Source organism: Marinifilum sp. N1E240, from assembly GCF_009295825.1.
Lineage (GTDB): Bacteria > Bacteroidota > Bacteroidia > Bacteroidales > Marinifilaceae > Marinifilum_A > Marinifilum_A sediminis.
Genome location: NZ_WHKF01000016.1, coordinates 1 through 13472, shown reverse-complemented (window position 1 = coordinate 13472; position 13472 = coordinate 1). Strand labels below are relative to the sequence as shown.

Sequence of the window (13472 nt, the reverse complement as noted above, 5' to 3'; positions counted from 1 at the left end):
AAAACCGAATAGGAATTGTAAGTTTGCTTGAACAAAATAAATAACCTTTTAACCTACTTACATGAACAAACTAACACTATTGCTTTGCTTTCTTTTTGCGGCAATATCTATTAAAGCAGTAGAACCGGCTGTTAAACCTGAATTACAAGGGGGAGTAATTAAAGGTATCGTAAAAGACAATTCTCATGATACACCAGTAGAATATGCAACCGTTTCGGTTTATACCATGTCTGATTCTACATTAATTGATGGAACAATAACCGATGCTAAAGGGGCTTTTGTTCTTAAGAAATTAAAACCCGGGAGTTACTATGTCGAAGTATCATTTATAGGATACAATAAGGCTGCCGTTCGAAATATCCCTATCAATAAAAAAAGAAAAGTTATAGATCTTAAGGTGGTTAATCTTCGTCAATCTACCGAGTCGTTGGATGAGGTTACGGTTACAACGGAACGATTGCCAGTACAATATCAAATTGATAAAAAGGTAATTCCGGTAAGTCGTCAAATTACAGCTGCCAGTGGAACAGCTGTTGATGTATTGGAAAATGTACCATCTGTTAGTGTGGATATTGAGGGGAATATCAGCTTAAGAGGAAGTTCGAATTTTACGGTATTGGTTGACGGAAAGCCTTCAATATTAGAGGCATCCGATATATTAGAGCAAATGCCTGCCAGTGTTATCGAAAATATCGAGATTATTACCAATCCATCGGCAAAATACGATCCGGAAGGAACAGCAGGTATTATCAACGTAATAACCAAAAAAAATAAAGAATCCGGTTTAAATGGAGTTGCCAATTTAAATTTAGGTACACAGAATAATAATGGTGCAGATATTTTAATCAATTACAGAAAGAAAAAGTGGAATTTTAATTTCGGAGTTGATTATAACAACCGACAGTTTGAAGCTGAGAATGAAAGTGAGAATAGAACTACTTTTGAAAACGTAACCAATTTTGTTTTATCTGATGGAGATTCTGAAATGTCTCGTGTTGGATATGGCTTTAGGACTGGAGTTGATTATGATTTAAACAAGAAAAATAGCTTCTCTTTTGCTTTTAGAATGGGAATGCGTGATATGGAACGTAAGTCCACACAGGATTATCAGGAATACACCAGTGAGAATCCAACTAGAATTAAATCTGATAGCAAAAACAAATGGGAGAGAGATATGGCATTTGTGAATTCAAGTTTTTCTTACACTCGTAAATTCGAAGGAAAAGGACATGAATGGTCTAGCCAGTTGAGTTACTCACGACGAGGTAGTGGTGATGAGCAATCGTCTAATTCGTTGTTTGATGAAAATGGTATACAAACATCAGGTCAGATTGCTACAGAAGAAGGACCTGGTTCCAGATGGGAAATTCGTTCAGACTATACTTTGCCATTAGGAAAGGACCAGAAATTTGAGATGGGGTATCAGGGACAAATAAGAAGTTCCGAAGCTGATACAAGACAAGAAGAATATAATCCATTGACTGGGGAGTATGTTTTTATGCCATTGTTTAGCCATGATGTGACTTACGATAGAAATGTACATGGTTTGTACACTACATATGCTAGTAAAATTGGAAGTTTTGGTTATCAAGTAGGCTTTAGGACGGAACATACCGGTAGAGAAATCAAATACAAAGATAATTCTGAGAAGTTTAAAATTGACAGATGGGATTTCTTTCCTACCATTCACACGCAAATGGATTTAGGAGATAAAAACCAAATAATGGCTAGTTATACTCGAAGAATTCAACGTCCGAGAGGTTGGTATTTGGAACCATTTGTAACATGGACAGATGCTTATAATGTACGTCAGGGAAATGCAGCTTTGGATCCGGAATATATCGATTCTTATGAGTTGGGATATATGAAACGTTTTGGGGATCAAGCTATTTCTGTTGAGACATACTATAAAGTAACACACAATAAAATAGAAAGAGTACGAAGCGTTTATGAGGAAAATGTGATGTTGAGTACAATGGAAAATGTAGGTAAAGATTACTCTTTAGGAATTGAGGCTACCTTAAATCTTTCCTTTGCCAAATGGTTTAAAAATGATTTGATAGGTAATTTCTACCACTACAAGGAGGAAGGAGATTTTGCAACACAAAACTCTGCAGGAGAAGATATTATTCAAGATTTTTCTACAGAAAGTTACAACTGGAGTTTAAGAAATAATTCAACTTTAATTTTAAACAAATCAACCAGATTTCAATTTACCGTAAATTACAGATCGGATACAGATTGGGCTCAGGGAAAAAGAGAAGGATTTATAAGTACTTCGGCTGCTTTTAAAAAGGATTTCTTTAAGCGCAAACTATCTGCAACTTTGCAGGTAAGAGATGTGTTTGGTACATCGAAACATGAAACTTTATATACAGGAACCGATTTTTACAACTATAGCCAAATGGACCCAAAAACACCAATGGTTCGTTTGAAGTTAAGTTATAAAATTAACAACTATAAGATGAAAAGAGGAAGAAGATCGGCGAATGGTGTTGATGTGGAAGAGTTTGAAATGTAAGAGCAAATTTAAACGATTTAGAAACTCACGGATATCTATTCGTGAGTTTTTTTGTGCTATTTTGCAGAAATAAGAATTGTGATAAATGATAAGCAAATGAAATATATTGGAGCGCATGTAAGCACAGCAGGTGGAGTAGAAAATGCTCCGCTAAATGCTCATAAAATTGGAGCAAAGGCATTTGCTTTATTTACTAAAAATCAGAGACAATGGACTGCTAAGCCATTGGGAGAGGAGAATATTGCAAAGTTTAAAGAGAATTGTGATAAGTACGGATATACACCGAATCACATATTGCCACATGACAGTTACCTAATTAATTTAGGACATCCGGAAGCTATGGCTTTGGAAAAATCAAGAAACGCCTTTTTGGATGAATTGCAACGCTGTGAACTTTTAGGATTGGATCGATTGAATTTTCATCCTGGTAGTCATTTGAAAAAAGTATCGGAGGAAGAGTGTTTACGAACAATTGCTGAATCGATTAATTTATCTTTGGATAAAACATCTGGAGTTTCAGCTGTTATAGAAAATACTGCTGGGCAAGGGAGTAATTTGGGATTCACATTCGAGCAAATAGCCTCTATTATTCATCAAGTGGAAGATAAAGATAGAGTAGGTGTTTGTATTGATACCTGTCATGTATTTACTGCAGGATATGACTTATCTACAAAGGAAGGCTTTAACAAAGTATTTTCAGATTTTGAGCGAACCATTGGATTTCAATATCTGAAAGGAATGCACCTTAATGATTCCAAAAAGGAACTTGCTAGCAGGGTAGATCGCCACGAAGTAATTGGTGAAGGTTTTATTGGCTTAACAGCATTCGAGTACCTTATGAATGATGAAAGGTTTAATCATATTCCTATGGTACTGGAAACACCAAACTCGGATAACTGGCAACAGGAAATTGAACTTTTGTACGGCTTGCAGAAGTAATTAATGGTGTATTAAAGCTGAAATAACAATAAAAGTTCCTGTAACGATATTAATTCCGATAACCATTTTACGGAATTTTTCTGGCTCTATTTTTCCTGAAAATTTAGATCCTAAATGCGATCCAAAAAACAGAATTGGTAAGCAAAATAATGCCAGGTTTACCGATTCTGATTCTATCATTCCATTCATGATAAAAGCAGCTGTTGTAAAGAATGATGAGAAAGTACTAAACCATGCAAATACACCTCTAAAAGTATTTTTTGAGTAACCTTTTCTGTTCATTGCAATAACCAAAGGAGGTCCGCCTACTGAAATACAGCTATTTAGTATTCCGCTAACAAAGCCTGCAAATACGATTGGTAATTTTATAAAGTGTTTTGCCAAACGTTCTTTCCCAAGCATTCTTAAGGAGAAAAGTACTACCAATATGCCAGTTAATAATCTCAGATTATCACTACTCATGTATTCTAATGCATAAATTCCAAGTGGGATACCACCTAAACTTGCAATAAACATTGGGATGAATAATTTAGCTTTTATTTTTTCCTTTAGCTTAAATAAAATAACCAAACTGGTAATAAGATTGAAAAGACTCATCGCAGGTACCAAAACCTGCATTGGAAAAATCAATGATAAAAAAGGGACAGCAAGTAGCGCAAATCCGAAACCAGTCATTCCTTTTATGAATGCTGCCGACAGAATTACGATACCGCAAAGTACAATTTGTATCAGACTAATATCATGCATTAGGCAAACTTACTTTAATTGAGGATTTAGAATGAGACAAAGTTATTTGAATCACGCTAAAGTTCAGTGTTAAATTTGCTTAAAAATGGTGATGTAAAGATGTTATAAAGCCTCTTTCAGAAAAGGAAAAAGTGAATGAATTTGAATTGCAACATTACTCATAAAAAGCTTAACAGATATGGCTAAAAGAATAATACCAAAAACTTTTCTCAGGATATGAATTCCACTATCTCCAAGAAATTTTTCAACAAGACTGGTTGATTTTAATACAAGATAGACAACCGCCAAATTTAGAACTAAGGCAATTATAATATTCTCGACAGCATATTCTGCACGAAGTGCAACAACCGTAGTAAAAGATCCAGCTCCAGCTACTAATGGAAAGGCGATTGGTACAATGGAAACTCCACTTGGACCATCGTATTTAATGATTTCTATTCCCAAAGCCATTTCAACACCCATAATGAAAAGGATGAAGGAACCCGCAATGGCAAAACTCGAAATATCTACGCCAAAAAGACCCAATAATTTTTCTCCAAGAAAAGTAAATATGATTAGAACAGTCAATGCAACTAAGCTTGCTTTTAATGCCTCAATTTGACCTCCCTTTTTCTTTAAATCCAAAATAATTGGGATAGATCCAATAATATCAATTACAGCAAAAAGAACCATAAAGGCGGAAACAATCTCAAGAAAATTTAGATTCATAATATGTGTTTTTAAGAGGTTTTAGTTTTGATTTACTTGTAAACTTACAATATTTTCTGCTGCTCAATAACTTAAACGAAATGATTTTAAAAAGTAAGGAGCAATTAAATGAATGAATTTTCACAAAATAGGATCTAATGTTAAAATTACAACAAATAATCTTCTATTGTGTTAAAAATTAAATTCTGCGCGAAGATATATTTTTAGATTGAAAATTGAAAATGAATTTCTTGAAGTTTAGCGAATAAAAAAGAGTTTCACCTTGATGAAACTCTTACATGATATAAATGAATGTTTTTTTAATTCTTTTTAACTTCATTTGCCGGAACAAAATTTAGAGAAATACTATTTACGCAATGTCTGGTATTTTTTTCGGTAAATCCTTCTCCGATAAAGACATGTCCTAAGTGTCCATCGCAATTGCTACAAACAATTTCAGTTCTTTTTCCATCGGCATCTAATATTTTGGTCACCGCTCCTTCAATTTCATCATCAAAACTTGGCCAACCACAATGTGAATCAAACTTGTCATCCGATTTGTATAGAGCGGCGTTGCATTGCTTGCATGTGTATATACCTGCTTGCTTATTCTTTAAGTGCTTTCCTGTACCCGGATATTCGGTACCCTTATCTATTATTACTCTTTTTTCGGCTTCGGTTAATTTATTGTAATTTTCTTTATTCATTGCTTTCTGCGCTATTAGGTTAGTACTAATAAGAAGTACAATTCCTGTTAAAATTAATATTTTTCTCATAATCCAGTTTCTTGTTTCGTTTCCTTGGTGCATATGTCTTTATTTACTGTTGTATGTAGATTGTAGCTTATTTATATTTTTAATGATAATTTCTGGATTTGACCAAGGAACAAAATGATTCAATTCATCCAGTAAGCTAAAATCTATATTTTGATGATGCGATTTGTAATAATCCAAAGTTTGATAAGGTACTAAAATGTCTTTTTTACCTTGAATGTATGTAGTTGGTACTTTAATATCCTTTAGTTTTTGTTCATTCTTTTCCAAGCATTCAGATAAAGCCATCATTTCTAAATTGCTTGTTCTAAGTTCATGTGGCATTATTTTATTTGGCAATCCTCCCGATATGAGTAGGTTGTACCACTTTGCTTCTTGATGCTTAGGCGAAAGACATGGTGCAACATAAATAGCATGTTTTATTTTCTTAGAATAATTGAGAATGGTTTGTTCCAGAACAGCTCCTCCATATGAGTGTCCTAATACAATAAACTTCTCATTATTTGTTTGGAAATGTTGCATTACTGCATCTACAATTTCAGCCTGATTGTTCAAATTTGCTTGTGAAGGAACACTTGTTTTACCATAACCAGGTCGGTCGAAAGTAATTAAACAGAACTTTTCAAGGAGAGTAGAGTCTGTAATGATGTTTTTAAAATCGAACCAGTAACCTGGTGATCCATGAATAAACAGAACTTTTTGATTGTTTAAATTGCCAGTATAGTTTGTGTGGATGGTAAAATCTCCAAAAGGAATGTCCTTAGATTTTGGGAAAACATTTTTAGCCTGTATTTCAGTTAATACAGTTTGATGATCAAAAGAAGATCTGATTTTAAATACTAAAAAGAATGCGAGGAGAACAACCAGTAGAATGGTTGTACTAAATATCAATACGAATTTCTTAATCTTTCTCTTCATTTCCCCTCCATTTGCGTATTATTTAGACAAGTAATGTAATAAAATACTTTTTTGTCTGAAATGCAAGAGGCAAAATGTTATTAATTCTTAAAATATCAATACTCAATAATATTTATAGAGTAAGGATGCCATAAAGCTTCTTAAAGAGTGAGGTGTTTATTAATCAATTTAACTAAGGTGTCCTTTTTAACTGGCTTTGCAACATAGTCGTCGCAACCATTTTCCAATGATTTTTTCTTATCTCCAAGCAATGCAAAAGCTGTTTGGGCGATAATAGGTAAATTTGGTCGAATTTTTTTAATGGCTTGAGTTGCTTCATAGCCATTCATTAGTGGCATTTTTATGTCCATTAAAACTAAATCAATGGAGGCATTTTTCTTGCAAATTTCAACAGCTTCAATACCATTTTTTGCAATTACAACTTTACAATTAATCTGATTAAGCAATTCTTCGAAATAGATGCGATTGAACTCTTCATCTTCAACGATTAATATTGTTTTTTGACCCGATTTACTCATAATTGGCGTTCTTTAGTATACCAAAAATAGCTTTTCTGAACGATGAAAAGAAATAAATTTAGATTTTTCGAGAAATATTTTAACAGTTTTTATTTTTATGTCGTAAAGTGATCAAATTATCTGATAAAGTATTTTTTTTTGTAAAAAACACTTTATCTAAACAATACAAAGCTTTTGTAGTTAATGAAATGGAGAATTTAATTTACCGATTGTAATTTTACTGACATAGTAATTCTTCTAGTCGGTTCGAAAAAGTACTCACATGATATCCATCAAGCAGGGAATGGTGAGCCTCTACACTCAAAGGCATATAAAATTCGCCATTTTGCTCAAATACTTTACCGAATACAATTTTGGGAACCGAATTTGATTCTTGATTTGTTACCGGATGTTGAATGCTGGTAAAACTTCGCCAGGGTATTACCGAAACATATATTAAATCTACGTCTGTATTAGATTCCAATTCGTCTGAGTTTTTTGCATCCTGAATGGCTTTGTGAGTTTCATTTTTAAATTGTTCAAAATCCTCATGATATCTGAAATAACAAAAACTAAAAGTGTAATCATCCTTGAATACGGTACTTGTTCCGTTTATGATTTGAAATTCGAATACTTCATCTTCAATAATCCTGGTTTTGAACTCCGTAATTTCGTTTAAAGCTTTTAATGCTTTGTGCATATATGTAATGAAAAACGAATTGCCCTCTTCTTTTGATTTAAGATAGGATGCGGTGCATTTTATATCGGAACAGATATTAAAATAGGGGTTTTTATAATCTTTAAAAAAGTCATATTGTGCTTTTCTTTTCCAGGTAGATAAATCTATTTTTTTCATTAAAAGTGTTTTTTAATTCCAGAGTTTAAAATCTCAGGGTTTAAAATTTGAACTTGTGTTTTGTTTAGTGAAATCGCTTTATCGGAGCTTAGTTGCTTTAAAATTCGATTTATACTTCTAATATTCGTTCCAATATAATTCGCTAAATCCTCTTTGTTAATGCTAAATGCTTTGGTTTCAAAATTGTTCGAAGATTCTATGATGTATTTTATTACATGATATTCCAGGGGAAAATAATTATTATCCACCATCCTGTACGATGACTTCATTAGTTTGGTGCATAAATCTTGATTCACTTTGGTAGCAAAATCGAAATCCGATTTTAGCCAGCGTTTGAATGTGTCTTTATCGATCTTAATAAACTTACAAGTGCTAACACATTGAACCGAGTTGAAGAAAACGTCGTTATTGGGTATTTCCAAATCGCCATAAAGTTGAGATTGATCGAAAATACCAAAAAGGAAATGTTGCCCAATTGAGGTTGTATGAAAAACTTTTACTTTACCTTCTAATAATATATAACAATAATATGGTAACTCTCCTTGTCGGATAACGAATTCACCATTGGTTAGTTCAATTGGTTTAACCTTGTCTTTTAGTATGCCTGATTCATTTTTTGCAACAAGCTCTGCGTAATTCATTTGTATGATTTATTTGAGTTGTAAAATAACACATGAATTTACAAAGAAACAGGGACAATTGTCCTTAGATACTTTTTTGTTATTAAATTCATCATTATAAATAGTTGATAAATTACAATACAGATATTATAAGAAATAGGAAAGTGATTGGAATTTAATTATCTTAGAAATAGAAAACATAAATTAAATATTAGAATTATGACAGAAGGAACAGATTTAACTTGCGTTTTTGTTGGCTCGCTCATCGATGTAAAATATTATAAAGAGAGATTGGATGAGATTGGAATAGCATCTTTATGGAAAGATGAGTTTCAATCAGGAACAATAGTAGGAATGGGAGGAACTCCAGATAGTGTTGAACTCTTGGTTGCTGAAAGTGATGCAGAATCAGCTAGAAAATGTATTGCGAATTTGCAAAGTCAGGAATAAAGAGAGCAATTATTCAAATTGATAATGAAAAAGATATTCATAATAGTTCTTGTTCTATTTATTTGTGGACAGATAAGAGGGCAGGGAAAAGCGAAAATATCAACTGACAGACCAAGTCAGTCGGAATCTACTGTTGTAATTCCTGTAAAGAAGTTGCAATTGGAAACTGGGTTTGCTTTTGAGAAAGTGAATGATCGTATTAACAATACCACCTATAATTCTTCTGTATTTCGATATGGATTAGTTGAGAATGTAGAGCTTCGATTAGGATTGCAATATTTGGGAACTGAAATTTCATTGGATGGCGGAGATATTGATGAAAATGGTTTTGGACCCATTACTATTGGAGGGAAGTTTTTCTTAAAGGAAGAGAGTGAAACAATGCCGGCTTTGGCATTTTTAACCACCTTATTTATTCCTAATTCAGGTAGTAGTGCTTTCGAGAATAATAATTTAGGTGTTGATTTTAGATTGAATGCAGATTATTCTTTAAACGAGGGCATGGCTCTGGGAGCTAATCTTGGAGTGATATGGAGTGGAAAAGAGAATGAAGATTACGCTATTGGTTTTTATTCAACAGTTATTGATATCAGTTTGAATGAAAAATTGAATGTATTCGCGGAATTGTATGGTTATTTGCCAGGAGAAGGAAAAAATGATCACAGATGGAATGGAGGTTTAACCTATGCAGTAAATGCTGATTTACAGTTAGATTTCTCAACCGGACTTGGATTAAGTGAGGTTTCTCCGGATTTTTTTATTAGCTTAGGGTTATCGATAAGAATGCCTTAACAGGCAGTTCATTACATCAATTCAAAATGAGCTTGATCAGTAGTGGTGCTGATCAAGCTTTTTTTATTCTTATTCTGGTAAAATTCTCGAAATTAAAAACTTTGAATCTTCAATTGCTTTTAAGCCATGCATTTGATCTTTGTTAAAACTAAAAAAATCGTCTGCTTTAACCGTATACGTTTCTCCTTCAATATCAAAGATAAGCTCACCTGAGATAAGATATAAACCGGCATTTGCAGGGGCTGGTTGAGCAGGTACTTCCATTCCTTTTTCGAGCGTAACAATTAAACTTTCAAACTTTTCGTTGGAGTAGATTTGTTCTTTTTGAATTTTAGAAACATTCAGTTTATCGGATAGGTTTTTTAGTAACATGCTTAGAGTGTTTAGTTTTATAGGCGTAAAATAATTAAATTCCGAAGATAAAGTAGCTGTATCATTCAAACAAAAATATCGATGCGAAATTCAAAACGATTTAATGCAAGTGTGATTGTTCTAATATCTTTAACCGTAATGTCTTGTAATATGAATGTGAGTAATGAAAACAGTAAACAGCAATTAAAAGATACAGATGTAGAGTTTTCTAATTATTGCTTAAAGCATGGAATGAAAAAGGCATTTTACCAGTATGCAGCGGATAATGCTGTGATGCTGCGTGAGAATTCTTATCCAATTGTTGGGCGGGAAAATATCAGGGATTTGTTTGTGGAAAGAAATGACAATTCTTTTGAATTTAGCTGGCAACCCATTGATGCGGATGTTGCAAATTCCGGAGAATTAGGGTATACTTATGGAACTTATAAAATTAAAACTGCGGATACTTTACTAGAAGGAACCTATGTTTCGATTTGGAAGCAGAATGCTAAAGGGGAATGGAAATATGTTTTAGATTCTGGCAATGAGGGACTCGGCAAATAGTTGTATGTATTGTTTATTAAACCATTCTAATAAGTCCAACTATTTCTATATTTTCGCGTACAGTACAATAGTCTTTTATTTTATCAGCGAATGAAGAATCGATTTCAATTTATTTTATCGTTTAGTGTTTTTGTTATTTTGTTCTTAGGCTTCTTCCTGTACTTTGTTTGGGTAGAGAATATCGTTTATAACAATTTGACCAAACAAGCTTTGGATGATAATTTAACCATTGGTGAATCGGTATTTGATATGTTTGAAAAGGCTGATGTTCCTGTCGAAAATAAAGAAGAGTTCTTGCAATTGGTACAAGAGACTTGCGATGTTTTAAAATTGCCCAACGAGGGATACATTTGCTTGGTTGATTCGGTAGGAAATCTTCTGGCTGCACCAGGTCTTAAGGCAGATAAGAAAGTAAATATTGCTTCCGCATCGTTTCGTTCACTTAATCGAGATGAATCTTTTTCCTTTACTGATTTTTATGAATCTAAACCCTTTACTGGTTATTATGAGTATGAACAATACGATTATTCAGATATTGTTGTTGCCATGAATTATGATATGATGGGCTATAAAATGCTGGTGCATCAAAGTGCTAAGATGATTAGAGGGCATGCTCGTGAAAAATCGTTGCCATTACTTTGGGGTGGAATTGTATTAACTGTCTTTCTTTCTGTTTTATCTTATTTTGTGACTCATTATCAGGTGAAGAAATATCAATTTAGGATAAGTGCCCAGCATGCACAATTGGCAAAAGTGAATAATGAGATCAAGGAAAAGAATCAAACTCTGAGAGGGAAGAATATGATACTACAGGATCTTGCCTCAGAAAAAGATGCGCTTTTAGGTATCATGGCGCATGATTTGCGAAATCCGATAGGAGGTATAGAAAGTGTAATTAATCTGGTTAGTCTTGCTGGAGAGTTGAATTCTGAACAAAAGGAATATTTCTCTTTGTTAAAATCGCAGGTTAATTCTGCACAGGACTTAATTGCTGATGTTCTGGAGATGAATAAACTTGAGAACGATAAAGCGGAATTGAAAAAGGAGAGAATTGATCTGGTTCATTTTTTAGATCAAAAAATAAAGGATTTTGCTCCTTTGGCAAATAAGAAAGAGATTGAAATTGTTGCAGATTATAATGTTTCTGAGAACGATATAGAAACAGGAACCAATGAATTGAATCGAATAGTTGATAATTTACTATCGAACTCGATAAAGTACAGTCCTATTGGTGCTCAGGTAACTGTGGGCTTAAAATCCGAAAAGAATAATTTGATCATGAGTTTTATCGATAAGGGAAAAGGCATTAAGGAAAAGGAAATGCCCATGCTCTTTAAAAAGTTTACCAAATTAAGTTCGCGCCCAACCAATGAAGAATCATCGTGCGGATTGGGCTTATACATTGTAAAATTATTGTCGCAAAAGATTGGCGCCAAAGTAAAAGTAGAAAGTGTGTATGAAAAGGGAAGTACCTTTTCGGTAATTGTTCCTCTTTAATTCGATTTGATTTTCTTTCGTGTATTTCGAATCATCGATGTGGTGTACAAAGCAAGTGCGAACCATATCAATGCGAAAGCAATAATTTGTTCTTTTCTAAATTCTTCTTTGTAGATAACTACTCCTATCAATAGCATTAAAGTTGGACCTATGTATTGCATGAATCCAACCGCAGATAAAGGAATTCTTTGAGCACCTTTTGCAAACCAATACAATGGCAATGTGGTTACCACTCCGGTAAGCATTAAGTACAAATCGGTAGAGTAAGAACCTACAAATAGAGCTCCGGTACTGTCAATTAACTTGTAGGCGATAAATATGGCTGCAAAAGGGGTTAATATTAAGGTTTCAACCGTTAAGGCGGGAATTGCTTCTATGCCGGCTGTTTTCTTTACCAATCCGTACAATCCGAATGAGCAAGCCAATATAATTGATATCCAAGGAAATTGTCCGTAATCGATGGTTAGGTAGATTACTGCTGATGTAGCGATGAGTAGGGCAGTGAGTTTTAATTTGTCTAATTTCTCGTTTAATACCATCATGCCCAGTAGAACATTAACAATGGGATTGATATAGTATCCTAAACTGGCTTCTACTATTTGATTGCTGTTTACAGCATAAATAAACAATCCCCAATTGCCACCTATCAGAATTGAGGATAGCAAGAGGCTGTTGCGAGTTTTTTTCTGAGATAAAAGTTCACGAAGGTTTTTTTGTCGTTTCCAAAGAATAAGAATTGCCAAAAACACGAAAGACCAAAATATTCGATGTGCCAAAACTTCGACTGCGGGAACATGACTTAGGAGTTTCCAGAATAAAGGAAGTATACCCCAGGCAAAAAAGGCTTGAAGAGCGTAAATGTATCCTATGGTGTTGTTCTTGCTGTTTTCCATGATGGCTGAACTTTAAGCTGATTGGTTGAGTGGCGCAAATGTAGGAAAATAATACCGATTGGTATTGAAAGAGCCTGAAAGGCTCATATATTTTTTGCGGATTGGTTTGGTCCGATCGAAAGTGTATTGTTTTTGTCCTCGAGCCGGATGGGCTCTTCATTTTTGGCTTGACCCAAAAACGAAGCAAAAAGGTCAAGGCTACATTAAAAAGATCATGATTCTTATTGCAATACCTAAGTGCGGTCGGGTGATATACTCTAGTAAAATCAAAATTTTAAGCCACATTTTTTGAGGAGCTATTATTAATATTCTTTTCTCTAGGGTCAAGGCATATATAATCTCGGCTATATGGTACTTTACTTTTTAC

General features: G+C 33.7%; 15 protein-coding genes. 6 read left to right on the top strand and 9 right to left on the bottom strand.

What is annotated here, in order from left to right; translation table 11 throughout:
* Window positions 1-61 precede the first annotated feature (61 nt).
* Window positions 62-2521, top strand: a complete 2460-nt coding sequence (locus GCQ56_RS19415) for a TonB-dependent receptor domain-containing protein (RefSeq protein WP_152736203.1) — start codon at window positions 62-64, stop codon at window positions 2519-2521.
* A 96-nt stretch (window positions 2522-2617) separates the two neighbouring features.
* Window positions 2618-3460, top strand: coding sequence for a deoxyribonuclease IV (nfo, locus tag GCQ56_RS19410; RefSeq protein ID WP_152736202.1), 843 nt, complete (start codon window positions 2618-2620; stop codon window positions 3458-3460).
* Here the strand turns inward: nfo and GCQ56_RS19405 are convergent, their stop codons facing one another.
* The 7 genes from GCQ56_RS19405 to GCQ56_RS19375 all read right to left on the bottom strand — a co-directional run bounded on the left by GCQ56_RS19405 (window position 3461) and on the right by GCQ56_RS19375 (window position 8579).
* Window positions 3461-4207, bottom strand: coding sequence for a sulfite exporter TauE/SafE family protein (locus GCQ56_RS19405; RefSeq protein WP_152736201.1), 747 nt, complete (start codon window positions 4205-4207; stop codon window positions 3461-3463).
* Window positions 4208-4309: 102 nt separating this feature from the next.
* Window positions 4310-4915 (bottom strand): MarC family protein, encoded by a 606-nt coding sequence (locus tag GCQ56_RS19400; protein ID WP_152736200.1) that lies wholly within the window; start codon window positions 4913-4915, stop codon window positions 4310-4312.
* A gap of 299 nt (window positions 4916-5214) precedes the next feature.
* Entirely contained in the window at window positions 5215-5670 is a 456-nt protein-coding gene (locus GCQ56_RS19395; RefSeq protein WP_152736199.1) for a methionine-R-sulfoxide reductase, read from the bottom strand.
* A gap of 39 nt (window positions 5671-5709) precedes the next feature.
* A complete protein-coding gene (locus tag GCQ56_RS19390; protein ID WP_152736198.1) occupies window positions 5710-6585 on the bottom strand; it encodes an alpha/beta fold hydrolase in 876 nt (291 codons plus the stop codon).
* 140 nt (window positions 6586-6725) lie between these two features.
* Complete coding sequence (locus GCQ56_RS19385) at window positions 6726-7103, bottom strand: response regulator (protein ID WP_152736197.1); 378 nt, start codon at window positions 7101-7103, stop codon at window positions 6726-6728.
* Between the two features lie 217 nt (window positions 7104-7320).
* Window positions 7321-7938: a CatA-like O-acetyltransferase gene (locus tag GCQ56_RS19380; protein WP_152736196.1), complete on the bottom strand. Its 618-nt coding sequence runs from the start codon at window positions 7936-7938 to the stop codon at window positions 7321-7323.
* Window positions 7938-8579, bottom strand: a complete 642-nt coding sequence (locus GCQ56_RS19375) for a Crp/Fnr family transcriptional regulator (RefSeq protein ID WP_152736195.1) — start codon at window positions 8577-8579, stop codon at window positions 7938-7940. The genes GCQ56_RS19380 and GCQ56_RS19375 overlap by 1 nt, the downstream gene beginning before the upstream one ends.
* 198 nt (window positions 8580-8777) lie before the next feature.
* Between GCQ56_RS19375 and GCQ56_RS19370 the strand changes: the two genes are divergently transcribed.
* Both GCQ56_RS19370 and GCQ56_RS19365 read left to right on the top strand, forming a co-directional pair.
* Complete coding sequence (locus tag GCQ56_RS19370) at window positions 8778-9008, top strand: putative signal transducing protein (protein ID WP_152736194.1); 231 nt, start codon at window positions 8778-8780, stop codon at window positions 9006-9008.
* A 24-nt stretch (window positions 9009-9032) separates the two neighbouring features.
* Window positions 9033-9800 (top strand): transporter, encoded by a 768-nt coding sequence (locus GCQ56_RS19365; RefSeq protein WP_152736193.1) that lies wholly within the window; start codon window positions 9033-9035, stop codon window positions 9798-9800.
* Window positions 9801-9869: 69 nt separating this feature from the next.
* Here the strand turns inward: GCQ56_RS19365 and GCQ56_RS19360 are convergent, their stop codons facing one another.
* Complete coding sequence (locus tag GCQ56_RS19360; protein ID WP_152736192.1) at window positions 9870-10172, bottom strand: cupin domain-containing protein; 303 nt, start codon at window positions 10170-10172, stop codon at window positions 9870-9872.
* 81 nt (window positions 10173-10253) lie between these two features.
* On the opposite strand from GCQ56_RS19360, the gene GCQ56_RS19355 reads away from it, so the two are divergent.
* Both GCQ56_RS19355 and GCQ56_RS19350 read left to right on the top strand, forming a co-directional pair.
* The gene (locus GCQ56_RS19355) at window positions 10254-10715 is read left to right on the top strand and encodes a hypothetical protein (protein ID WP_152736191.1); all 462 of its coding nucleotides are present in this window, start codon (window positions 10254-10256) and stop codon (window positions 10713-10715) included.
* 90 nt (window positions 10716-10805) lie between these two features.
* Window positions 10806-12212 (top strand): HAMP domain-containing sensor histidine kinase, encoded by a 1407-nt coding sequence (locus GCQ56_RS19350; RefSeq protein ID WP_152736190.1) that lies wholly within the window; start codon window positions 10806-10808, stop codon window positions 12210-12212.
* On the opposite strand, the gene rarD is transcribed toward GCQ56_RS19350, so the two are convergent.
* Window positions 12209-13105: an EamA family transporter RarD gene (gene rarD, locus GCQ56_RS19345; protein ID WP_152736189.1), complete on the bottom strand. Its 897-nt coding sequence runs from the start codon at window positions 13103-13105 to the stop codon at window positions 12209-12211. The genes GCQ56_RS19350 and rarD overlap by 4 nt on opposite strands.
* Between the last annotated feature and the right edge of the window lie 367 nt (window positions 13106-13472).

Coding starts and splice junctions, on each gene's coding strand:
- GCQ56_RS19415 (WP_152736203.1), top strand. CDS start 62: ATGAACAAACTAACACTATTGCTTTGCTTTCTTTTTGCGGCAATATCT.
- nfo (WP_152736202.1), top strand. CDS start 2,618: ATGAAATATATTGGAGCGCATGTAAGCACAGCAGGTGGAGTAGAAAAT.
- GCQ56_RS19405 (WP_152736201.1), bottom strand. CDS start 4,207: ATGCATGATATTAGTCTGATACAAATTGTACTTTGCGGTATCGTAATT.
- GCQ56_RS19400 (WP_152736200.1), bottom strand. CDS start 4,915: ATGAATCTAAATTTTCTTGAGATTGTTTCCGCCTTTATGGTTCTTTTT.
- GCQ56_RS19395 (WP_152736199.1), bottom strand. CDS start 5,670: ATGAGAAAAATATTAATTTTAACAGGAATTGTACTTCTTATTAGTACT.
- GCQ56_RS19390 (WP_152736198.1), bottom strand. CDS start 6,585: ATGAAGAGAAAGATTAAGAAATTCGTATTGATATTTAGTACAACCATT.
- GCQ56_RS19385 (WP_152736197.1), bottom strand. CDS start 7,103: ATGAGTAAATCGGGTCAAAAAACAATATTAATCGTTGAAGATGAAGAG.
- GCQ56_RS19380 (WP_152736196.1), bottom strand. CDS start 7,938: ATGAAAAAAATAGATTTATCTACCTGGAAAAGAAAAGCACAATATGAC.
- GCQ56_RS19375 (WP_152736195.1), bottom strand. CDS start 8,579: ATGAATTACGCAGAGCTTGTTGCAAAAAATGAATCAGGCATACTAAAA.
- GCQ56_RS19370 (WP_152736194.1), top strand. CDS start 8,778: ATGACAGAAGGAACAGATTTAACTTGCGTTTTTGTTGGCTCGCTCATC.
- GCQ56_RS19365 (WP_152736193.1), top strand. CDS start 9,033: ATGAAAAAGATATTCATAATAGTTCTTGTTCTATTTATTTGTGGACAG.
- GCQ56_RS19360 (WP_152736192.1), bottom strand. CDS start 10,172: ATGTTACTAAAAAACCTATCCGATAAACTGAATGTTTCTAAAATTCAA.
- GCQ56_RS19355 (WP_152736191.1), top strand. CDS start 10,254: ATGCGAAATTCAAAACGATTTAATGCAAGTGTGATTGTTCTAATATCT.
- GCQ56_RS19350 (WP_152736190.1), top strand. CDS start 10,806: ATGAAGAATCGATTTCAATTTATTTTATCGTTTAGTGTTTTTGTTATT.
- rarD (WP_152736189.1), bottom strand. CDS start 13,105: ATGGAAAACAGCAAGAACAACACCATAGGATACATTTACGCTCTTCAA.